Annotated in this window: 10 protein-coding genes; 2 read left to right on the top strand and 8 right to left on the bottom strand. The window is 70.4% G+C overall.

Going from position 1 to position 23,115, the window contains the following annotated elements:
• Positions 1 to 15: 15 nt before the first annotated feature.
• A complete protein-coding gene (gene car, locus ACZY1I_RS00900) occupies positions 16 to 3,525 on the bottom strand; it encodes a carboxylic acid reductase (RefSeq protein ID WP_463752413.1) in 3,510 nt (1,169 codons plus the stop codon).
• A gap of 100 nt (positions 3,526 to 3,625) precedes the next feature.
• Between car and ACZY1I_RS00905 the strand changes: the two genes are divergently transcribed.
• Positions 3,626 to 4,213, top strand: coding sequence for a TetR/AcrR family transcriptional regulator (locus ACZY1I_RS00905; protein ID WP_463752414.1), 588 nt, complete (start codon positions 3,626 to 3,628; stop codon positions 4,211 to 4,213).
• 177 nt (positions 4,214 to 4,390) lie between these two features.
• On the opposite strand, the gene ACZY1I_RS00910 is transcribed toward ACZY1I_RS00905, so the two are convergent.
• The 5 genes from ACZY1I_RS00910 to cynR all read right to left on the bottom strand — a co-directional run bounded on the left by ACZY1I_RS00910 (position 4,391) and on the right by cynR (position 10,937).
• On the bottom strand, positions 4,391 to 5,890 hold the full coding sequence (locus tag ACZY1I_RS00910) for a flavin-containing monooxygenase (RefSeq protein ID WP_463752415.1): 1,500 nt from the start codon (positions 5,888 to 5,890) through the stop codon (positions 4,391 to 4,393).
• Positions 5,891 to 5,998: 108 nt separating this feature from the next.
• A complete protein-coding gene (locus ACZY1I_RS00915) occupies positions 5,999 to 6,679 on the bottom strand; it encodes a TetR/AcrR family transcriptional regulator (protein ID WP_463752416.1) in 681 nt (226 codons plus the stop codon).
• Complete coding sequence (locus ACZY1I_RS00920; protein ID WP_463752417.1) at positions 6,669 to 8,939, bottom strand: molybdopterin-dependent oxidoreductase; 2,271 nt, start codon at positions 8,937 to 8,939, stop codon at positions 6,669 to 6,671. Before ACZY1I_RS00920 ends, ACZY1I_RS00915 begins: the two co-directional genes overlap by 11 nt.
• 48 nt (positions 8,940 to 8,987) lie before the next feature.
• Positions 8,988 to 10,025 carry an NADPH:quinone oxidoreductase family protein gene (locus ACZY1I_RS00925; RefSeq protein WP_463752418.1) on the bottom strand — a complete coding sequence of 346 codons (1,038 nt, stop codon included), beginning with the start codon at positions 10,023 to 10,025 and terminating at the stop codon, positions 8,988 to 8,990.
• Positions 10,026 to 10,061: 36 nt separating this feature from the next.
• Positions 10,062 to 10,937: a transcriptional regulator CynR gene (gene cynR, locus ACZY1I_RS00930; protein ID WP_463752419.1), complete on the bottom strand. Its 876-nt coding sequence runs from the start codon at positions 10,935 to 10,937 to the stop codon at positions 10,062 to 10,064.
• Between the two features lie 134 nt (positions 10,938 to 11,071).
• On the opposite strand from cynR, the gene cynS reads away from it, so the two are divergent.
• A complete protein-coding gene (cynS, locus tag ACZY1I_RS00935; protein WP_463752420.1) occupies positions 11,072 to 11,542 on the top strand; it encodes a cyanase in 471 nt (156 codons plus the stop codon).
• A 9-nt stretch (positions 11,543 to 11,551) separates the two neighbouring features.
• Here the strand turns inward: cynS and ACZY1I_RS00940 are convergent, their stop codons facing one another.
• Both ACZY1I_RS00940 and ACZY1I_RS00945 read right to left on the bottom strand, forming a co-directional pair.
• Positions 11,552 to 12,484 (bottom strand): LLM class F420-dependent oxidoreductase, encoded by a 933-nt coding sequence (locus tag ACZY1I_RS00940; RefSeq protein WP_463752421.1) that lies wholly within the window; start codon positions 12,482 to 12,484, stop codon positions 11,552 to 11,554.
• A 36-nt stretch (positions 12,485 to 12,520) separates the two neighbouring features.
• A complete protein-coding gene (locus ACZY1I_RS00945; RefSeq protein ID WP_463752422.1) occupies positions 12,521 to 23,071 on the bottom strand; it encodes a PE domain-containing protein in 10,551 nt (3,516 codons plus the stop codon).
• Between the last annotated feature and the right edge of the window lie 44 nt (positions 23,072 to 23,115).

Raw genomic sequence — 23,115 nt, forward strand, 5'->3', positions numbered from 1 at the left:
CTCCTTCTTGGTTGACTAGCGACGCTTGACCAGACCGAGTTCTTCGAGATCGGTCAGGTACTTGCGGATGAGCTCGATAGTGATGTGCGGAATATCCTGCTCCGAGCCGACTTTCGCGTCCTGTACAGCTGCGCGGAACACATCGGTCGGGGCGATCGCTCCAAGAAGTGGCTGCTCGGGTACCCGGTAGGCGTCGAGTAGGGCCAGCGCCGAACGCTGCCGTTGCTGCTCGGGCAGGCTGCGCAGGGCGCCCTCGAATCGCACGATCCACTCCGCGTGGTCGTCAACGCGGGCGATCGGGACCCCTTCGTCGATGAGCCAGTCCACGATCACGTCCAGGGAAACCCCGTCGTCGTGCGGGTTCATCACGTCGTACGAGCGGAACGCATCGAGGTTGTTGCCACCGATGGTGGTGATCGCTTCGGCGACGAAATCTGCTGGCAGACCGTCATAGTGCGCTCGCGGACGCTGGCCCGAACCGTCCTCTGCATAGAAGGTGCGCGGTGCCAGCCCGGTCGACAGCAGGCTGACCAAAAGCCGAGTGAACGAGTCCGGCACGTTGAGCTGGCCGGCGAACCGACTGTGGGCAAGGATCAAGTCGGACCGGAAGACGCTCACCGGCAATCCGCACAGATCGTGCGCCGCACGCAGCAGCACTTCGCCCGCCCATTTGCTGTTGGCGTAGCCGTTCGCGTAGCCGTCGTCGAGCGGGCGATGTGCGCTGATCGTGCGGATATCGGCGTCTTCGACGAAGTCGGCCACGCCGAAGGCGACAGCGACCGTGGACAGGTAGGTGACCGGCTTGATCCGTTCGCTGATCGCGAGTCGGATCACCTCAGCGGTGCCAACGACGTTGGGGCCGAACAACTGTCCGTAGGGCAGCACATGGTTGACCAGTGCGGCGGGATGTACGACGAGGTCTACTTCCCGTGCCAGCCGCTGCCAAGTTGTGTCGTCCAGCCCGAGATTCGGCTCGCCGATGTCGCCTGGAATCACTTCTAGATGATGTGCGGCCAGGGTGCGGAACTCTTCCGACATCGCCGGGTCCGAGTCGAAGACTCGTTCTAGACGTTGTCGCGCGGATTCGGCATCATCGCCGCGTACCAGCGTGATCAAACGACCACCAGTCGTCGAAAGGCGTTGCAGCCATTCGAGAGTCAGGAAGCGACCGAGATACCCGTTGGCTCCGGTCAATAGCACGGTGTCGACCTGGTCAGTCGGCGACGGCAGCGATGTGGCCGCACGAAGGGTGGCCTCGTCGATGAACTTGTCCAAGGTCAGGTCCGCGGCGTCGATCGACGTGGCCCCCGCGCCGTGCACGCTGGTGGCGGTGGGTCGCCGACCGCCGGCCGCGCGTTCGGATTCGACGTACGAAGCCAGCGCGGCGAGGTCTGCTGACGGACCGATGATGACGCCGACGGGCACCTCCACGCCGAACACTTCGCCGAGCAGATTGGAGAAGCTCAGGGCTGACAGTGAGTCGCCGCCGAGATCGGTGAAGTGCTCGTCGGCCGACGGCGCGGCGCCGGGTAATCCGAGAAGCACTTGCGCCGCCCTGACCACCGTCTCAACGACGGGTTGGGTCTGTGCTGCGTCGCGCAACACGCGCAACTCGTCGGACCGCGCCTGCGACAACGCGACGTAAAGCTGCTCCAGCCGCTCGCCGTAGCGTTCTTTGAGTTTGGGCCGCAACAGTTTTCCTACTCCGGAGAGGAGCCCGTTGTCGGTGCTGAACGGTTCGTCCTCGATGAGGAAGTCGCCAGGGAGCTCATAGGATTGCAGCTCGGCGGCACGCGCGGTAGCCCGCAGCGAATCGCGTAACGCGCCCTTCAACTCGTCACCGGAGAGGTGGCGTGAGGTCGCCTCCTCGGTTGGCACGATCACGGCCAGCAGGGACGAGCGCTCGCTGTTGCCGTAGACGTAGATCTGGCGCACCAGCGGCGCGCCGGCGTAGATCGCTTCCAGGTTGGATACCGCGACGAACTCGCCCTGGGCCAGTTTCAGCACGTTGTTGCGGCGATCGACGTAGACCAGCGTGTCGGCGGCGACCTCGGCCATCACGTCGCCGGTGCGGTAGTAGCCCTCGGCGTCGAACACTTCGGCGGTGACGTCGGGCCGCTTGTAGTAGCCCGGTGTCGCCGTTGCTGTCTTGACCAGGAGTTCCCCGCGAGGGTGCGGCAGGTCGGTACTGAAGTAGCCGAGTTCGGGTACGTCGACCAGCTTGTAGTCGAGGACCGGCGGGCGCGTGATGACACCGTCGCGGGTCACCCCACCCACCTCGGTGAGTCCGTAGACATCGAACAGCGGCGACTCGACAGTCGTTTCGATGAACTGCCGCATCTCCATTGCCAGCGGAGCGGTGCCGACAAACCCGTTCAGGACTCGCCCACCGAGCAGATCGTCTCGCAGTTCGGCCTTCGCGACGGTGTCAGCGGCGATCGGCCCTTCGCCCTCAGCCCGGAGCCGGTCGACCCGGGTCTGGTAGCGCTGGAACAACATGTCGACCACCCGCGGAACCACCGCCAGTTGAGTGGGTCGCACCAGTTGCCAGTCTTCGAACAGCGTGGACAGATCGCTTTCCGGCACGAAATAGCTGGTGCCGCCGGTCTGGAACGACGCGACTAAGGCGATACGGCCGCCCAGGTGATTCAGTGGCATGAAGTTGACATTGCGCACCGGTACGTCGCCGTCGGCGACGAAGCCGCTGGTCCACATCATGGTCAGCATCCGTTCGGTCCACATCGCGCCTTTGGGCAAACCTGTACTGCCCGAGGTGTAGAGGATCATCGCGAGTCGCTGGTCGTCGGCGCCGTCGAAGCCGGGCGGCACCGGCAGCGAGCGTCCGCGCTCGATAACGTCCGCCAGTGTTTCGATCACGACCGGCGTTTCGGCGAGCCGAATGCGAGCCTGCTGCAGGGCTTCTCGTTGAGAGTCGATCTGGGGGTCGTAGTCGAAGACGGTCAGTCGCCGCACCGAGGGGCTACTCAACGCGCACTCGACCGCCAGGTCCAGGTAGCCAGCGCTGACAGCCAGCACGCGGGGCTCGGTCTCGGCGAAGATCGGCCGAAGTCGGGATGCCGGCGAATTATGTTGCAGCGGAACGGCTACCAGTCCCAGGTAGTTGCTGACCAGGTCGACGGTCAGGTATTCGGCGCTGGCGAAGCCGATGGCGGCGACGAAGTCGCCAGGTTGCACAGGATTTTCGTCGCCGGACCAGGCGGCCGCGACCGCGGTCACATTGGCCCATAACTCGCGGTAGGTGATGGTGTCGAACGAGGGCAGGAGCCGTCGTTCGGCTCGCCCTGTCACTGGATCGTGAACCACCGAGGCCGACCGGGTGCCCAGGGCCGGCCGGTCGGCGTAGCCATCCATGTAGGTGCGGAGTAGTTCGGCGAGCCGGGTGCCCGGCCGGCGCGCAGCCTCGAGGACTTCGGGCGAAGGCCTGGCCGCCTGCAGGTCGGTGTCGGTTGCGTAGAGCTGCGCCAGGCGGTGGGCCCGGGCGTCGCTGCGGATCTCGGTGGTCATGCTCGTCCCTCTTTCGCCGCCGGCTAGGTATAGAACGCTTTACTCAGCCCACCATAGAACGCTCTGGCTGAAATGTAAACCGATCGGTATAGTTCAACGCATGGACACCGTCGAATCCACCGTCGCCGCCCCCGGTCGCGGGGGTCGTGGCGCTCGCGGCAGGATCCTGGCATCGGCACGGGAATTGTTCTACCGCAACGGTATTCGCAACACCGGCGTCGAGTTACTGGCCGAGCATGCGCACGCGTCCAAGCGCACGCTTTATCAGCACTTTCCCAGCAAGGACGAGCTCGTCGCGGCCTATCTGCGTGACATCGTCGACAGCGGCGGGGCACGACCGGAGAAGAACCTGGCTCGCGCCGGATCCCCTCGAGACCGATTGCTCTCGGTCTTCGACATCACTGCCCAAGGTCGTTACCGAGGCTGTCCATTTCACAACGCGGCGGTCGAGGCCGCCGACGACATGCCCGATGCCCTGCAGATCGTGCAGCGCCACAAGCGGGCCTTCGCCGACCGGCTCGCTCGCACCGCGGCCGAGGCGGGCGCCCGCGACCCCGTCAAGCTGGGGCGTCAACTGGCCATACTGCTCGAGGGAGCCACGGCGATGGCCACTTCGCTCAACGACATGGCGCCGCTGCAAGAGGCTCGCGATGTCGCTGAGCTGCTCATTGATACGGCGTGCCAGTAAGACGATTACGAAATCCGGCCAGGCTTTCGCAGGCGAGATGAAAACTGGCCACACCAGTCACTGTCGGGGTTGATATCGCCCGCGCTATCGCATTTCAGAACCTATCGTGCCCAACTTTCCAGGTGCACAAGTGGCGAGTGTGGCAATTGGGTTTTCGGAATATCGGGCGCTATCGACCTATCCGGTGCGACGCGCACCGTCGACCGCGCGTCCGAATTTCATCGCCTCGCCGATGCGGCCGAACCGGTAGTCGATCACGTCGGCGAGGTAGCTGCGCCGCACTATCCACGGCCGCCGGGTCCCCGACTTGGGCTGCGCGTGCAGCGCCCTGGCCACGTATCCGGCGTCGACGTTCCACGGGAGCTTCTCGGTCATCGGCCGCGCACCGAGGTGCGGATACGCATGGGTGAAGCCGTGGGAAGTCATGTATGCCAGCAGCTTTGCCGCAGCGCGGGCGGTCATGTCAGCGCGCAGGGTCCAGGAGCCGTTTGTGTGGCCGACGCACCAGAAAAGGTTGGGCACGTCTTCGAGCATGTGTGTCTTGTAGAAGAACCGGTCGCGGGGTGCGACCGGGACACCGTCCACGCTGATACTCGCCCCACCCAACGCCTGTAGTCGTAGGCCGGTAGCGGTGACGATGATGTCGGCGTCCACGCGGCCACCGGATCTGAGCACGATTCCGGTTTCGTCGAAGTGGTCGATGTGGTCGGTGACCATCTCCGCGCGCCCCTCGGCGATCGTGGTGTAGAGGTCGGCGTCGGGGATCAGGCACATTCGCTGGTCCCAAGGTTTGTAGTTCGGTTTGAAGTGGGTGTCGACGTCGTATCCGTCGGGCAGGTTGGCGATCGCCTCTTCTCGGATACTCTCCTGCACCCGCTCTGGCAGCGTGCGGCACCACACCCAGCCGAACGTCTCGCCGAACGCCGCGAGCGATCGAATGACATGGTGAGAAGCTCTGGGGGACAACCTCTTACGGGCGCGGGCAACGTTGGGGTTGTACCTGGATCCCGTTATCAGGTAGGTCGGTGAGCGTTGCAACATGGTCACCTTGGCGGCGCGTTCGGCCAGCGCCGGTATCAACGAGACCGCGGTGGCGCCGCTGCCGATCACCACGATGTTCTTGCCGTTGTAGTCGAGGTCCTCGGGCCAGCGTTGCGGGTGGACGACGGAGCCGCCAAACCGCTCGATGCCTGGGAAGTCGGGTGTGTAGCCCGCGTCATAGTCGAAGTAGCCGGAGCCGAAGAAGACGAACCGGCCGCGGTACTGCCGCTGGGCGCCGTTCTCGTCCACGGTGACCGTCCACTTGTCGGTGGCCGAGTCCCAATTCGCCGAACGGACGTGGGTATTGAACCGGATGTGGCGATCAATGCCGTGTTTGCGCGCGGTGGCGGTCACGTAGTCGAGGATGTCTGCGCCGTCGGCCACGGCTTCGTCGCGAGTCCACGGTTCGAACGGAAACGCCAGCGTGAAGATGCTGCTGTCGGATCGTACCCCGGGATAGCGGAACAAATCCCAGGTGCCGCCGATCCGCGCCCGCCGCTCTAGCACTGCGTATGTCAGCTTCGGGTTTCGCCGGTTGATTCGGTAGGCGGCGCCGATTCCGGCGATGCCGGCCCCGATCACGATGACGTCGACATCTTCGGGAGATTGATTGCGCGCGCCATCGTCGATCGTCACGCGCATCACCAGCCTTGCCCCGAACCACCGGATTGATTAACCAGCTTGGAGAAGTACCCGGGGAGCGCGCCAGGCAACCGTGGTGTGACCGTTGCCACGGAATGTGACTCAGCCGGCAGGGTCGAGGCTGACGCCGTATTCGCCTGCGATCCCGCGGAGCAGCAGCGCGATCCGCAGCTGGAATGCCTCGTCGTCGAAAGGGTCGCACTCGGTGGTAGCGATGGCGCGCAATACGGGATAAGCACTCGGCTGCTGGCGGCCGGCGAAGGCAAAGATGCGGGCCAGCCAGGGGCGACCCTGTTCGGCGTGGATCCGCTCCCGGTTGGCTTCGGCCACACTGCCGATGGCCAGCGCGGTGACTGCCGCCCACGCGGCCATAGCTTGGTCGGGCCTGAACCCGTGCGCATGCAAACCTTCCAAGGATTCGCCGATGTACTCCATCTCTCCTGCATCGCCGAGTGCTCCGTTGAGAAACTTGTTCAAATAGGCCGGCTCGGCCGCCAGCGCTGACCTGATGTAGGTCGCGTAGATACGCAGCCATTCCGCCCAATGCTGCCCTTGGTAGCGCGGCGGTGGCGTTCGGGCGAGCGCATGATGGGCGGCGAGTTCCAGCAATTCGTCGCGGTTCTTGACGTGATGGTAGAGCCCGGGGAGGCTGACGCCGAGATGCTCGGCGACGCGTCGCATGGTGACGTTCTCGGCGCCGATCTCCGCAACCGCGGCGATGATGCTGCCTTGGTCGATGCGGCGCGGCCTTCCGCGGCGCGGGGTGGGTTGTTCAATTGCCATGCGGCGCAGTCACATCAACCGGTCGGACGCGGCAGGGCAACCCGTTGAGTGCGTGCGTGTTACTTGGCACATCGATGACGTCGACGGGATTGAGCAGATTGTTGTTGACGCCAGGATGGTCGTTCGCAATCCCGAGTCGGGTGCCTTCGAGGCCGTGTCCCCAACCGTGCGGTAGCGACACGACTCCGCATCTGACTTCATCGCTGACTTCGACTAGCACAGTCAGCGCGCCTTCGACGGTGCTGACTTCGGCCAGAGCGCCGTCGGCCACACCGGTGCGGGCGGCATCGTCGGGATGGATCAGCAGCGTGCATCGGTCGCGGCCGCGCATCAGGGTGGGCACGTTGTGCAGCCAGGAGTTGTTGGACCGCAAATGCCGCCGACTGGTCATCGCGAGGTCGGGGTTAGCGCGGTCCATGCGGGCCAGCAGGCGCGGTATGTCGTCGGTGATGTGCGAGTGCAACAGCTCGACTTTGCCGGATGCAGTGGTGACGGCCTCTGCGAGACGTCCGCCCTCCAAGCCACACAATCGCAACCCGTCGGGATGGCGGCGTACATCCGCGAGGGTGAGGCCGCCGGGACGCGCGCCGAAGCGGTCTCCCCACGGGCCGACCCGAATGCCCAAGTCCGCGAGACGATCTGGGCCTCGGCCGTCGAGGGCGCCCAGCACAGATGCCGCGTCCACGCCGGTCAACGGGTTGTTGGGTAGACCGGCGAACGTGGCGATCGTGCCGGCCACGTACAGATCGTCCAGGGCGGGCACGTCGACCTCAGGGATCGGTGTGCCGAACATTGCGCCGCCCAACCGCAACAGCAATTCCCACTCGTGCGGTCGGGCCGGGGCGGGATCGAAGACCGGCTCGGAATATTTCACGCACGAGGCGGTGGCATACATCCAGTAGAGGTCGTCGAAGTGGGCGTGCTCCAGTGGCGACAATCCGGGCAGGATCACGTGCGCGTGCCGGCTGGTTTCGTTGAGCCAGTTGTCGACGGCGATCATCGCGTCGAGTTTGCCCAGCGCTGCACCGAGTCGGCCGGCGCCGGGTGCGGAGATCGCCGGGTTGCCGGCGACGGTGATCAGTGCGCGGATTCGTCCGTCTCCGGGGGTGTCGATCTCTTCGGCCAGGCAGCCCACCGGAAAACTACCCAGGATCTCGGGGGCGCCGCGAACGCGGCTGCGGTAGCGGCCGAATCGCCACCCCTCGCCGTCCTGGTCGGGCGGCTTGGCGAACATCGGCGCCCAGACCGCAGGTTTGGCGAACATCGCCCCGCCTTCGCGGTCCAAGACGCCCAGTGCGGTGTTGATGACGAACACGAGCCAGGTGGTCAGGGTGCCGAACTCCTGAGTGCACCCGCCAATGCGGCTGTACAACACAGGATTTCGCGCCTCGGCCAGATCCTGCGCGAGACGGCGGATGGTCGCGGCATCGACCCCGGTTACCGGGCCGACGCGTTCGGGGGTGAACGGATCGGCCAACGCCAGAACTTCATCCAGCCCGATAATTCTGTCGCGTAGGTGATCTGGGCGCCGGACCCAACCGTGTTCGTTGAGCGTGCGCAATATCGCGAAGAGCAGCAGGGCATCGGTACCTGGTTGGATCGACACCCACTCGCTGGCGCGCTGCGCAGTCAGGGTTCGTCGTGGATCGACCACCACCACCCGTCCCCGCTTCGCGATTGCTGCCAGCTGGCCCATGATGTCGGGTACGGACAGCATTGATCCTTGCGATGCAGCCGGATTCGCGCCCAAAACCAGCAGATGATCGGTGCGTTCGAGATCCGGGATCGGGCCGTTCCACATTCCGCCGAACAGCAAGCAACTCACTACGTTCAATGGCCACTGGTCGACGGTGCCCGGCGAGTAGTACGCACCCATTCCGGCTGCCTGAGCGAACCCCAGCAGGGCGCCGATATAGGTCGCCAGATCGCTGTTGTGCGCCACCGGGTTTCCGACATAAACCGCCAGGGCGCGGGCGCCGTCCGTGTCGAGCACGGGACGCAATACCCGCTCCGCCTCGGCTAGTGCGTCGTCCCAGGACGCCTCGGCGTGGCTGCCGTCCGGACGGCGGATCAGCGGTCGCCGCAACCGGTCGGGATCGGAGTGAATGTGGCCGATGGAGGCGCCTTTTGGGCAGATGTGTCCTCGCGACCAGGCGTCATCAGCGTTGGCCCGCACGCCCACGACGGCACCGTCGCGGACCTCCACGCTCAGCCCGCACATTGCCTCGCACAGTGGGCAGGTGACCTTCGCGACGCTCATCCCGCAACCGCCTAGCTTGGCCAATTACCGCATCAATTTTGATAATAGTTATCCCAATTGTGGGCCGGGCGTCAAGGGCGGCGTTTTGTCTCCGATCTCCGCGATCAACTTGCCGAGCACCTTCCGTTCGGCAAGCCGGGTGAGCGCCTCCGGAATGGCCTCGAACGGCAGCTTTTCGGCGACCGTGCGCCGCAGGGCACCGGCGTCGATCAATTCGGTGAGGCTGTGCAGGATTCCTTCGATGTGCGCTCGGATGTAGCCCGCCGCCAGCACGCCGACCAGCGTGGTGTTGGTCATCACCATCATGGGCACGTTCGGGGTCGGCCAAGCGCCACTGGCGAAACCGATCGCCAGGTGCCGGCCGTCGCGCGCCAGGGCACTCATGGCGGCGGTGCCTTGATCGCCGCCGACCGGATCGAACACCACGTCGACGCCGGCCCAGTTCGTCACTTCCCGCAACGCGTGTGCGAGTGGTTTTCCGTCGGCAGTGCTATCGCCCTTGGCGACCAGCACGTGGTCGGCGCCGAAAGACTGGCAGAACTCCGCCTTGCGTTCGTCGCTGACGACCGCGATTACCTCCGCGCCCAACGCTTTTCCGAGTTGGACCGCTGCAGACCCGCTGCCTCCGGCGGCGCCCAGCACGGCCAGGCGTTGACCCGCTTCGAGGCTGCCGCGATCGACCAGTCCGATCCACGCGGTCATGTTGGGAATCCAGAATCCGGCCGCTGCGGCGTCGTCCATGCCGGGCGGGGCCGGGAAAACCGTGCTTGCCGAGGCAAGCGCCTCGGTGGCGAAGGCGCCGTTGCCGGCCATGAAATCGCTGACGCCCATCACCCGGGTACCGAGCGCCAGGTCGACGCCCGGTCCAATGGCGCTGACGGTGCCGACGAGTTCCTGCCCCGGGGTGAACGGCAGGGTTGGCGTCAGCGGATAGGTGCCCCGGCACATGAGGACATCGGGCAGTCCGATTCCCGCCGCGGCGACCTTGATCCGCACTTGGTCGGCCGCCGGTTCGGGCAGCGTCCGGTCCACCTGATGTAAGACGTCGGCCGGTTCACCGACTCCTTGGACCTGCCAAGCTCTCACGATCGCTCCTTTGCGCCGACTACCAGGTACCCATCGTCACAGATGAGTGCGCACGTAGTCCCGAACCAGTTCGGTGAAGGCCCGGGCGGCGGCGCTCTGATAACCGCCTTCGCGGGACAAGAGGGTGACGGTCCGGGTGGGAAATGGCGGGTCGAGAGCGACGGGGGACAGGTGTGGCTGTTGGCGGGCGATCGCGTCGGGAAGTACGGTGGCCAGCTTCGTGTGGCGAACGATTTCGGTGAGTGCCTGAATGGAGTTGGTTTCCATGGCAATTCGGGGTGTGACGTGGTGTTCGGCGAAGTAGTCGTCAACGTGGCCGCGGGTGGCGAAATCCGAAGTGAGCAGAGCCAGTGGCTGGCGGCCGAGCGTGTCAGCGGTCAGCGGGCCGGTCGCGGTGCCGGCGACGAGGATGAGCGTTTCGGCGAACAGCGGCGCGGCGGCGACGCCAACCGCATTGGACTGGTCGAATGCGATGCCGAGATCGAGTTCGTCTGCCAGCAAACGGGTTTCGATGCTGTCTTGACTCAGCGACTGCACCGTGGCGGTGACGCCGGGGTGGCGGGTGCGCAGTCCGGCGACCAGTGGGCCGACGAGGTACGCGGTGAACGTGGGTGTGACCGCTAAGCGGAGATGTCCTCGGGACAGGTCGGTGACGTCGTGGACGGCACGCTCGCCGGCGGCGATCTCACGCAATGCCCGACGGGCGTGTAGTAGGTAGGCGTCGCCGGCGTCGGTGAGTCGAACCGAACGGCCGGTGCGGTCGAGCAGTTGTGCGCCCACACTGCGTTCGAGTTGCTGAATCTGCTGGGACAGCGTCGGTTGGGAGATGTGTAGATCCTGGGCCGCGCGGGTGAAGTTGCCCTGATCTGCGACCGCCTGCAGATATCGCAGGTGACGCAGTTCCGGCGGCATGAGCAAACTATAGATGAGAACAATGGCCGAGATCGGGAATCCGTCTTGGACACAATAGTTGCAGCTGGGGGAAGGTAGGGGAATCCAAGTTCCGTCGGAATCCGTAGCCGGCAGTGCCACCGAAAGGCCATCCCATGTTGCACGCACAAGTCGATCCGTCCGCACGCCTGAATTTGGCCGAGCAGGCCGTGACAGCCAAGATCCGCAAGGACCTGTCCTGGCAGCAGATCGCCGATGCCGCCGGTCTTTCGGTGGTGTTTGCGACAGCGGCGATCCTCGGGCAGCACGCCCTGCCGGAGTCCGCTGCCAAGGCTGTCGCCGAGTTGCTTGAACTGAATGAGGACGCCGCGCGGCTATTGCAAACCATCCCCGTCCGGGGCTCGATCCCCGGCGGGGTGCCGACCGACCCGACCATTTACCGGTTCTACGAGATGGTGCAGGTGTATGGCTCCACGCTTAAAGCGCTTGTTCATGAGCAGTTCGGCGACGGCATCATCAGCGCCATCAATTTCAAGCTGGACATCGACAAGGTGCCCGACCCCGACGGCGGTGAGCGGGCAATCATCACCCTCAATGGAAAGTACTTGCCTACCAAGCCTTTTTGACGACGGCGATCAACTCAGCTGCGACATCACTTCGCCTGCCAGCAGCTCCAGGTGCTCCAGATCGGACAGGTCGAGAGTCTGGGCGTAGACCCGCTGCACGCCCAACTCGGCCCACGGGCCAAGCTTGTCGACAATTTCAGCTGGCGTGCCGACCAGCGGACTGTTCGACCGCATCTCATCGACTTCCCGACCGATCACCGCGGCGCGGCGGGCCACCTCTGCATCATCGCGGCCGGCGCAGAGGACGAATGCTGACGAATAGGTCATCGAGTCGGCCGGCCGATTCGCCGCAGCTACCGCGTCGGCTACCCGTCGGATCTGCTTTTTGGCGGCATCGATCGTGGTGAACGCAACGTTGAATTCGGCCGCGTACTCGGCAGCCAGCGCGGGAGTGCGCTTAGGGCCCATGCCGCCGATCACGATCGGCGGATGCGGGCTTTGCGCCGGTTTGGGCAAGGCCGGCGAGTCGACGATGCTGTAGTGCTCGCCGGCATAGTCGAACGTCTCACCCGGCGGTGTGGTCCACAGTCCTGTGATGATGGCCAGCTGCTCGGTGAGCCGGTCGAAGCGCTCCCGAACCGAGGGAAACGGAATCCCGTAAGCCCGGTGCTCGTCTTCGAACCAGCCGCTGCCGAGGCCGAATTCGACTCGCCCGCCGCTCATTTCGTCCACCTGCGCGACCGCGATCGCTAGCGGGCCCGGGTAGCGGAACGTTGCTGACGTCACCAGGGTGCCCAACCGGATCCGTGACGTTTCGCGGGCGATCGCGCCGAGCGTCACCCAGGAATCCGTCGGCCCGGGCAGGCCGTCGCCGCTCATCGCCTGGTAGTGATCGGAGCGAAAGAAGGCGGCGAAGTCGAGTTGCTCGGCCGCTTGGGCTACGGCGAGTTGCTCGCCGTAGCTGGCACCCTGTTGTGGTTCGACGAATACGCGAAACTCCATGGCTGACACTGTAATCTGCTGCTCCGGCACCGGGTTCTAGCTGATGACCGTCACTGCATTGGTGTCGAAGTTGGTGACGTAGACGTCGCCTGCGGTGGGGCCGGTGGGGCTGACCGCCAACGCGCCCGTGTCCGCGCCGAGGGTGATGGTGACGACGGAGTGGTCGGTGGGGTCGATCACCGATACCGTGTTGTGGTCACTGTGGGTCACGTAGACCTTGCCGGCGTCGGGGCCGCTGGAGCTGACCGCCACATTGAGCGGATCTGCGCCGACCGGAATGGTGGCGACGACCGTATTGGCGGTGTTGATCACCGACACCGTGCCGTCGGCAGAGTTGGCGACGTAGACGAAGCCGGCCTCGGGGCCGGTGGGGCTGACCGCCAGCCCGTACGGCGCTGAGCCAACGGTGACGGTGGTGACGGTGTGGTCGGCGGGGTTGATCACCGACACCGTGTTGCCGGGGGTGGCGGCGCCCTGGTTGGCGACGTAGACGGTGCCGGTCTGCGGGCTGATGGCCACCCCCTGCGGGTGGGCGCCGACGGTGATGCTGCCGGCGACGGTGTTGGTAGCAGGGTCGATCACCGACACCGTGTTGCCGCCGAAGTTGGCGACGTAGACGCGGCCCGCCTCGGGGCCGGTCGGGCTGACCGCCACCCCAGTCGGATTCTGACCGACGTGGACGGTGGCGATGACCGTGTCGGTGGCGGGATCAATCACCGACACCGTGCTGCCGTTCACATTGGTGACGTAGACGTGGCCGGCCTGGGCTCCTGTGGGGCTGACCGCCACCCCGGCCGGATTCTGGCCGACGGTGATGGTGTCGATGACAGTGTTGGTGGCGGGGTCGATCACCGACACCGTGTTGCCGCTCTCGTTGGCGACGTAGATGTTGCCAAGGTCGGGGCCAGCGGGACTGACCGCCACCGCATTCGGATGGCTGCCGACGGAGATGGTGGAGATGCGGTCGCTGCCGCCGATGCTGCCGTTTTCTTGGTTCCCGTCGCTGCCGCCGCCCCCGCCGCCGAAGCCGGTGGGCCCACCGGCGCCGCCGGTGTTGTCCGGGTCGTGCATGTCGATGCCGATACCACCAGAGCCGGCGCCGGCTTTGCCGCCGGTGGCACCTGAGCCGCCGTCACCACCGTTGAAACTTCCCTTATCGGGTTGACTGAAGCCGCCGCCGCCGCCCCCACCGCCGGTGCCGCCGCCACCGACGCCGCCGGCCCCGCCTTTGCCGGTACCGGTGGGTGTGACGGCCGCGCCACCGACACCGCCGTCGCCGGAGCTGGCCGCACCGCCGCCGCCTGCCCCGCCGCCACCGCCGACCGCGGCGATCACGAAGTCCCCGGGATCGTTATGTGCCGCGCCTGCTAAGCCACCCCCGCCGCCGCCGCCGCCGGCACCACCGGCACCGCCGGTACCGCCGCTGGGGGCGCCGCCGGCGGCGCCGCCGCCGCCTGCGCCTCCGAAGCCGGTTCCGGTGCCGATGCTGGTAGTTACAACGATGCCGTTGCCGCCGGTGCCGCCGTCGCCGCCGGCCCCGCCGTTGCCACCGATGCCGCTGGCGCTCACGCCGCCTTTGCCGCCGACGCCGCCGCCCCCACCGCCCCCGCCGCCGGCGAAACCGCCCGGAGGGCCGTCGATGAAGGCGGTGTCGGTGCCGCCGTTGCCGGCGGCCCCGCCAGTCCCGCCGTCGCCGCCGGTGCCGGTACCGGTGCTGGCACCCCCGACGCCGCCGGCCCCACCGTTGCCTCCCAGGCCACCGTAACTGCCGGCCCCCCCGTTGCCGCCGGTGCCGCCGGCCCCCCCGTTGCCGCCGGTGCCGGTGCCGGCGCCGATACCGCCGGCGCCGCCGGCGCCGCCGGCTCCAGCGGCGCCGCCGTTGACGTCCTGGCCCTGGCCGCCGTTGCCGCCCTGGCCACCGGCAGCGCCGCTGTTGTTGGTGCCGGCCATGGCGTTGCCGCCGGCGCCGCCCTGCCCGCCGGCGCCGGCGCGACCCGATGATGGTGTCGCGTCGGGACCGGCGGGACCGGGGGCGCCGCCGGTGCCGCCGTTGCCGCCGTTGCCGCCAGTGGTGGCGTTGTTGCTGCCGTTGTCGTCAAAGCCCTGGCCGCCTTGGCCGCCCTGGCCGCCGTGGCCGCCGTTGCCGCCGAAGGTGCTGATAAAGCCACCGCCCGGAGGGGCGGTGATGTAGGAGTTTCCTCCGGTGCCGCCTTCGCCACCGGACCCGCCCTGGCCGCCGCCGTGGCCGCCAGCACCGCCCTGGCCGCCATGCCCGCCCTGCCCGCCGTAGAGATCGCCGAAGCCGGCCTGGCCGCCGTTGCCGCCGGCGCCGCCGGAGCCTGCGGTGTTGGTGCTCGAGGCGGCGGCGCCGCCGGCGCCACCGTTGCCGGCTTTGCCGCCGTCGCCGCCGATACCGTGGGTGGTGTCGTCGAAGACGCCACCGGCGCCGCCTTTGCCGCCTTTGCCGCCGTTGCCACCTTGGCCGCCGTTACCGGCGTTGTTGGTGCCGTCGTCGACGTGGCCGGCACCGCCGTCACCGCCGGTGCCACCGATGCCGCCGTTGCCCGCCAGACCCGCTTTGCCGTTGGCGGCACCTGTGCCGGCCGCGCCACCGGCACCGCCGGCGCCGGCGTTGCCGCCCAGACCGCCCTGACCGGAGTCGTCTCCGCCGTTACCGCCGGTGCCACCCTGGCCGCCCTGGCCGCCGGCCCCGCCGTTGCCGCCGTATGCGTGCGCGCTGTTGCCGCCGGCGCCGCCATTCCCGGCGTCGCCACCCTGGCCGCCGGTGGAGCCGGCGCCGTCGAGCTTCGAACTGGTCATCCCGGTGCCGCCAGCGCCGCCATCGCCGCCCGCGCCGCCTTTGCCCGCGGCCGCGTTGCTGGTGGTGGCGCTGGTGTCAGCGCCGCCGGCGCCACCCTGGCCGCCCCGGCCACCCTGGCCGGCGCCGTCTCCGGTGTCGGCAGCGCCTTGGCCGCCGGTGCCACCGCTGCCGCCGTCGCCCGCCGTGTGATTGAGGGTTGCGGTGGCGCCGCCGGTGCCGCCGGTGCCGCCGGTACCCGCGGCACCCGCAACACCTGCCTTGCCGGGCGCGCCGGCGCCGGTGCCGGCTTGGCCGCCTTCGCCGGCACCGCCGCCGGTGCCACCCTTGCCGCCATTGCCCGCGTTGTCGCTGCCGTCGTCGGCATAGCCGGTGCCGCCGGTGCCGCCCTGCCCGCCTTGGCCGCCGGCGCCACCGGTGCCGTTGGTTCCGGCGACGCTGTTGCCGCCGGTGCCGCCGCCGCCGCCTTGGCCACCGAGCCCGCCGGTGGAGCCGTCGCCGCCGGGTGTGGTGCTGGTCATTCCGGTGCCGCCCTGGCCACCGGTACCGCCCTTTCCGCCGGTGCCCGCGATGACGCCGGTGTTGCTGTCGTCGTCGCCGCCGTTGCCGCCGTGGCCGCCGTCACCGCCCTGGCCGGCGCCGGTGCCGGTGTCGGCACCGCCCTGGCCGCCCTGGCCGCCATTGCCGCCCTTGCCGGCCGTGTTGCCGATGGTGGCGCCACCGTTGCCGCCGTTGCCGCCGTTGCCGCCGTTACCCGCGATGCCGCCGGTGCCGCCAGTGCCGGCCGCCCCACCGTTCCCGCCGGTACCGGCCCAGCCGCCGTCGCCGCCGGGGCCGCCGCTCAGGTTGCCGTCGCCGCCGTCGCCGCCGTTTGCCCCGGTGCCGCCGTCGCCGCCGTTGCCATTGGTGCCGGTCAGGCTGCCGGCGTTACCGCCGGTGCCGCCGGTGCCGCCGGTGCCGCTCAAGATGATGCCGATACCGCCATTGGCGCCGCTGCCGAATCCGCCGTTGCCGCCGTCGCCGGCGTTGCCGCCATCACCGGCGTTGCCGCCGTCGCCGCCGACACCGCCCGTGCCGGCGTTGCCGCCGTTGCCGCCATGGCCACCGGTGCCGGCAGCACCGGCGTCGCCCGAGACGTAGATGTCGCCGCCGGTGCCGCCCTGGCCGCCCTCGCCGCCAGCCCCGCCATTGCCGTTGGTGCCAGTGCCGGTGGCCTTGCCGCCGACTCCGCCGTTGCCGCCGGCACCGGCGTGGCCGCCGCCGCCAGCAAAGTTCTGCGGCCCACCGGCTTCGTCAAGCCCGCCGTTACCGCCGGTGCCGCCCTGGCCGCCGGCGCCGGCGTTGCCGCCATAGGCGTTGGTGCCGGTGCCGTCGCCGCCGTTCCCGCCCGCGCCACCGCTACCGCCGACGCCGCCGTAGTTCAAGTCGCCCTTACCACCATTGCCGCCAGTGCCGGCTTTGCCCCCGGTACCGCCCTCACCGCCGCCGGTGGCGCCGTCGCCTCCGGTGCCGCCGGCGCCGGCATTGCCTCCGGTGCCACCCTGACCGGCGAAGCCGGTGCCGGCAGTGCCGCCGCTGGCACCGTTGCCGCCGTCGCCGCCGGTGCCGCCAACGCCCGTGGTGCCGGTGCCGCCAGCGCCGCCAGCGCCTGCAGTACCGCCGTTGCCGCCGGAACCGGCATAAGTGGCGGTGCCACTTTGGTTGCTGCCAGCACCACCGGTGCCGGAGGCCCCGCCCTTTCCTCCGTTGCCGCCGTCGGTAACTCCGGTACCACCGATGCCGCCGCTGCCTCCGTTACCGCCGACCCCTCCGAGTTGTTCGCCTTGGGTGTTGGTGCCGCCGCTACTCGCGTTGGCGCCGTTGCCGCCCACTCCGCCGGCCCCGGCGTTGCCGCCGACCCCGGTGGAGCTGCTACCGCCGTTGCCGCCCTGGCCGGCGTTGCCCCCAGCCCCGCCCCGACCTTCAAAGCCAGTGCCGGTGGCGCCGCCGTTGGCGCCGTTGCCGCCGTCGCCGCCGGTGCCGCCGGCGCCTGTGCCGCCTGTGCCGCCGTTGCCGCCATCGCCGCCAGTACCGGCGCTGCCGCCGGAACCGGCATAGGTGGCGTTGCCAACCTGGTTGCTGCCCGTGCCGCCGGCTCCGGAGGCCCCGCCCGCGCCGCCGCTGCCGCCGTCGGTGGCTCCGGTACCGCCGCTGCCGCCGTTGCCGCCGCTACCACCGGCGCCACCGAATTGTTCGAGTTGGCTGTCGGTGCCGCCACTACCGGCGCTGCCGCCGTTGCCGCCCGCCCCGCCGGCCCCGGCGTTGCCGCCGGCCCCCGTGGTGCCGGTACCGCCGTCGCCACCCACGCCTGCAGCGCCGCCCGCCCCGCCTTGCCCGCTGCCGCGGGCTTCGCCGGTGCTGTAGGCCGTGCCGCCGGTGCCGCCACTGCCGCCGGTGCCGCCGGTGCCGCCGGTCGGACCAGTGCCGCCGGCGCCGGCATTCCCGCCAGCGCCGCCGACCCCGCCGTCGCCACCGGGGTAGATGTTGGCGGAATGGCCGCCGCCGCCGCCGGTCCCGCCGTCGCCGCCATTGCCGCCATTGCCGGCAATTCCACCGACGCCGATAGTGCTGGCGTTCCCGCCGGTGCCGCCGCTGCCGCCGGTCCCGCCGGCAAAGCCTTCGCCACCAATACCCATGAAGCTGAGGCCGACGGCACCGCGGCCGCCATTACCGCCGGCGCCGGCGTTGCCGCCGCTGCCCGCTTCGCCCACCCCGTTGCCACCGGCGCCGGCTGCCCCGCCGTTGCCGCCGTTGCCGCCGCTGCCGCCGCTGCCACCGTTGCCTGCGCCGAAGGGATCGGCGGAGGCGTCATAACCGGCGCCGCCGTTGCCGCCCTGGCCGCCGGTGCCGCCACTTCCGTTAGCTGCGGTCGCGCCGCCAGCGTTGCCACCGACGCCGCCGGTGCCGCCGTTGCCGGCATTGCCGCCATTGCCCACGAGAGCATCGGTGCCGTTGCCGCCGGCCCCGCCGTTGCCGGCGTAGCCGCCACCGGCGTCGAGTCCGCCCTTGCCGATGGTTCCGGCGACCCCGCCGTTGCCGCCGTTACCGCCCGCGCCGCCGTCGCCGGCTTGCGAGTCGCTGCTGCCACCGGCGCCGCCGGCGCCGCCGATGCCGCCCTGGCCACCGGTGCCGTTGGTACCGGTGGCATCCCCGGCGTTGCCGCCGGTGCCACCGTTGCCGCCGGCACCACCGGCGCCGCCGGTGTTACCGCTGTTGGCGGCACCCGCAGCGCCGATGCCACCGTCCCCGCCGTCGCCGGCATGGCCGCCGCCGCCCACCGTCCCGCCGTTGCCGCCAGTGCCTGCGAGTCCGCCGGTCCCGCCATTACCGCCATTACCGCCAGCACCGGCGGCACCGGCGCCGGCGCCCAAATCTGGTGCACCCGAACCACCTTTGCCGCCAGTGCCGCCGGTGCCGCCGGTGCCGCCGCTGCCGTTGGTGCCACCCACGCCGGAGTTACCGCCCACTCCGCCTGTACCGCCCAGGCCACCCGCCGTGCCCGCAACACCAGCGGTTCCGACTGCCCCGGCGCCGCCCTGGCCGCCGATCCCGCCGTTGCCGCCGGTGCCTGCAACGCCACCGGTGCCGTCAGTGCCCTTTGCGCCCGCGCCGGTTCCGGCCTTGCCGCCGGTCCCGCCGGCCCCGGCATCACCGCCCGCTCCGCCGTTGCCGCCTGCGCCTGCGCCGGTGCCTGTGTCGGTGGCTCCGGTGGCGCCGTTGCCGCCTTTTCCGCCGGTGCCACCGGTACCGGCGGTCCCGCCGTTGCCGTTGGTGCCGCCGGCGCCGGCGCTGCCGCCGGCCCCGCCGTTGCCGCCCTGGCCGCCGGCGGTGCCTGCGCCGCCATTGCCGCTGGTGGCGTTGGTGCCCGCCAGCCCGGTGCCGCCGTTGCCGCCGTTGCCGCCATTACCGGCGACGCCCGCGATGGCGCTGGTGCCGTCGGTACCTGCTGTGCCGGCGCCGGTGCCGGCTTTCCCGCCGGTGCCGCCCGCTCCGGCGTTGCCACCGGCCCCGCCGTTGCCGCCGGCGCCAGCGCCGGTACCGGTGTCGGTGGCTCCGGTGGCGCCGTTACCGCCCTGGCCGCCGCCGCCACCGGTACCGGCGGTCCCGCCGTTGCCGTTGGTGCCGCCGGCGCCGGCGCTGCCGCCGGCCCCGCCGTTGCCGCCCTGACCGCCCGCGGTGCCTGCGCCGCCATTGCCGCTGGTGGCGTCGGTGCCCGCCAGCCCGGTGCCGCCGTTGCCGCCGTTGCCGCCGTTGCCGGCGGTGCCCGCGGCGCCGTCGATGGCGTCGGTACCTGCTGTGCCGGCGCCGGTTCCGGCCTTGCCGCCGGTGCCGCCGGCCCCGGCATCACCGCCCGCTCCGCCGTTGCCGCCGGCGCCTGCGCCGGTGCCTGTGTCGGTGGCTCCGGTGGCGCCGTTGCCGCCTTTTCCACCGGTGCCACCGATACCGGCGGTCCCGCCGTTGCCGTTGGCGCCGCCTGCGCCGGCGCTGCCGCCGGCTCCGCCGTTGCCGCCCTGGCCGCCGGCGGTGCCTGCGCCGCCATTGCCGCCGGTGGCGTTGGCGCCCGCCAATCCGGCGCCGCCGTTGCCGCCGTTGCCGCCGTTGCCGGCGGTGCCCGCGACGCCTGCAGTGCCGTCAGTGCCTGCGGTGCCGCTGCCTGTGCCTTTCAGCCCGGCGGTGCCGCCTGCTCCGGCGTTGCCTCCTGCTCCGCCGTTGCCGCCGGCACCCGCACCGCCGCCGGTGTCGCTGATGCCGGTGGCGCCGTTGCCGCCCTGCCCGCCGGTGCCACCGTTGCCGGCGGCTCCGCCGTTGCCGTTGGTGCCGCCTGCGCCTGCGTTGCCGCCGGCCCCGCCGTTGCCGCCCTGACCGCCCGCGGTGCCTGCGCCGCCATTGCCGCTGGTGGCATTGGTGCCAGCCAACCCGGCGCCGCCCTGGCCGCCGTTGCCGCCGTTGCCGGCGATGCCCGCAGCGCCGTCGATGGCGTCGGTACCTGCCGTGCCCGCGCCGGTGCCGGCTTTCCCGCCGGTGCCGCCCGCTCCGGCGTTGCCGCCGGCGCCACCGTTGCCGCCGGCGCCTGCGCCGCCACCGATGTCGGCAGCCCCGGTCGCGCCGTTGCCACCCCGGCCTCCTCCGCCGCCGATACCGGCGTTGCCGCCGTTGCCGTTGGTGCCGCCTGCCCCGGCGCTGCCGCCGGCTCCGCCGTTGCCACCCTGGCCGCCGGCGGTACCTGCGCCGCCGTTGCCGCTGGTGGCGTCGGTGCCCGCTAGCCCGGTGCCGCCGTTGCCGCCGTTGCCGCCGTTTCCGGCGGTGCCTGCGACGCCTGCAGTGCCGTCGATACCTGCGGTGCCGCTGCCTGTGCCTTTCAGCCCGGCGGTGCCGCCCGCTCCGGCGTTGCCTCCGGCTCCGCCGTTGCCGCCGGCACCCGCACCGCCGCCGGTGTCGCTGATGCCGGTGGCGCCGTTGCCGCCCTGCCCGCCGGTGCCACCGTTGCCGGCGGCTCCGCCGTTGCCGTTGGTGCCGCCTGCACCGGCGCTGCCGCCGGCCCCGCCGTTGCCGCCCTGACCGCCCGCGGTGCCTGCGCCGCCATTGCCGCTGGTGGCATTGGTGCCAGCCAACCCGGCGCCGCCCTGGCCGCCGGCCCCGCCGTTGCCGGCGGTGCCTGCGCCGCCTGCAGTGCCGTCGCTGCCTGCGGTGCCGCTGCCCGTGCCTTTCAGCCCGGCGCTGCCACCCGCGCCGGCGTTGCCGCCGGCGCCACCGTTGCCGCCGGCTCCTGCCCCAGCTCCGGTATCGGCGAATCCTGTTGCACCGTAACCGCCCTGCCCGCCGTTCCCGCCGTTGCCTGCGGCTCCGCCGTTGCCATTGGTGCCACCAAAGCCGGCGCTACCGCCCGCTCCGCCATTGCCGCCCTGACCGCCCGCAGTGCCCGCACCACCAGCGGCACCCGTGGTGCCAACTGCGTTGCTGCCAACCAAACCTGCCCCGCCGTTGCCACCGATCCCGCCATTACCGGCGGCGCCCGCATTGCCGACGCCGCCGTTGACGCCTGCTTTGCCGATCCCGGTTCCAGCCAGCCCGCCTGTGCCGCCCGCTCCGGCGTTGCCGCCCGCCCCGCCGTTGCCGCCGGCGCCTGCACCGGCGCCGCTGTCGCTGAACCCGGTGGCGCCGTGACCACCCTGCCCGCCGCCGCCTCCGAGGCCGCCGGCCCCGCCGTTGCCGTTGGTGCCGCCAAAGCCGGCGCTACCGCCTACCCCGCCATTACCGCCTTGACCGCCCGCAGTGCCGGCGCCGCCGCTGGCGCCAGTCGTGCCCGTAGCGTCGGCACCCAGCACTCCGGCCCCGCCCTGGCCGCCCTGACCACCGTTACCGGCGGTGCCTGCAATTCCCGCGCTACCGCCCGCGCCCGCCCCAGCGCCCGCCAGTCCGCCGGCACCCGCGTCACCGCCGTTACCGCCGGTGCCGCCGGCTAGGCCGTCGCCCGCCACACCGGGCGCACCGTTACCGCCATTACCGCCGCCACCACCGGAGCCGCCCACACCGCCTGCGCCGTTGGTGCCACCCGCACCCGCGCTGCCGCCATTACCAGCAGCCCCACCAGCACCGCCGTTGAACCCGGTCCCGCCGGCGATAGCCGCCACGTCACCAGCTCCGCCGGCGCCACCAGTGCCCCCGGTGCCACCAGTACCCGCGTGACCCGCCGCGCCGGCAAACCCGAAGAATCCGCCCGACCCGCCGGCACCACCGGCCCCCGCATCGCCGCCGTTCCCACCGATACCACCAGTGCCACCGTTGCTCTGAATGCCGATACCACCGCCACCGCCCAAGCCGCCAGTGCCCCCGGCCCCGCCCAGACCCCCGGCCCCGGCCGAGCCGAACAAGCCGTAGCTGCTGCCGCCGGCACCGCCGACTCCGCCAACACCACCGGTAAAGCCGTCAGTGCCAGTCCCGCCCGGGATGCCCGCCGTCGTGCCGGCAGCACCTGCCCCGCCGACCCCGCCAGCGCCACCGGCGCCGGCTCCCCACAGGAACAGCGCCCGGTTCGCCCCGCCGACCCCACCCGCGCCGCCAACCCCGCCAACCACACCGGCCGCGCCGGCCCCGCCGGCACCGCCCAACCCGCCAGCTCCACCGAAACCGCCCAGCCACCCGCCGGCACCACCCGCGCCGCCGAGTCCGCCCGCCACACCCGGCGCGCCACCGACACCGCCGGCCCCACCAGCCCCGCCATTACCCAGCAAGCCAGCCGAACCGCCGGCCCCGCCAGTACCGCCGGGCGTCCCAGACCCACCGTTGCCGCCGCTGCCGAGCAGGAACCCCCCAGCCCCACCGGCCTGGCCGGTCCCCGCCGCACCGGCGGCACCGTTACCGATGAGGGCGCGGCCGAACAACGCGTTAGTCGGCGCATTGATGACATCGAAGAAACCTCGCCCCAGCGCCTCCAAAGGACCCGCGTTGGCGGCCTCAGCCGCCGCATACATGCCCCCGCCTGAGCTCAATGTTGAGACAAACTGCTGATGGAAAGCGGCCGCCCGCGCGCTAACCAGCTGGTACTCCTGGGCATGGCCGCCGAACAACGCCGAGATCGCCGTCGACACTTCGTCCTGGGCCGCAGTCACCACCTGCGCCGTTGAACGCGCCGCCGCCGCGTTGGCTTGCTGAACCGACGACCCGATCCCGGTCAAAGTCGCCGACGCTGAATTCAAAGCCTCAGGCGATGCGAACACGAAAGACGACAAGTGCGGCTCCGATCACTCATAGGTGACCCGCCTCAGCGAACTCT

Source organism: Mycobacterium sp. IDUB_37 (genome assembly GCF_055419245.1).

Excerpts from the sequence above, each read along its gene's own strand:
- ACZY1I_RS00920 (WP_463752417.1), bottom strand. The coding sequence starts at position 8,939 with ATGAGCGTCGCGAAGGTCACCTGCCCACTGTGCGAGGCAATGTGCGGG.
- cynS (WP_463752420.1), top strand. The coding sequence starts at position 11,072 with ATGTTGCACGCACAAGTCGATCCGTCCGCACGCCTGAATTTGGCCGAG.
- cynR (WP_463752419.1), bottom strand. The coding sequence starts at position 10,937 with ATGCCGCCGGAACTGCGTCACCTGCGATATCTGCAGGCGGTCGCAGAT.
- ACZY1I_RS00915 (WP_463752416.1), bottom strand. The coding sequence starts at position 6,679 with ATGGCAATTGAACAACCCACCCCGCGCCGCGGAAGGCCGCGCCGCATC.
- ACZY1I_RS00905 (WP_463752414.1), top strand. The coding sequence starts at position 3,626 with ATGGACACCGTCGAATCCACCGTCGCCGCCCCCGGTCGCGGGGGTCGT.
- car (WP_463752413.1), bottom strand. The coding sequence starts at position 3,525 with ATGACCACCGAGATCCGCAGCGACGCCCGGGCCCACCGCCTGGCGCAG.
- ACZY1I_RS00940 (WP_463752421.1), bottom strand. The coding sequence starts at position 12,484 with ATGGAGTTTCGCGTATTCGTCGAACCACAACAGGGTGCCAGCTACGGC.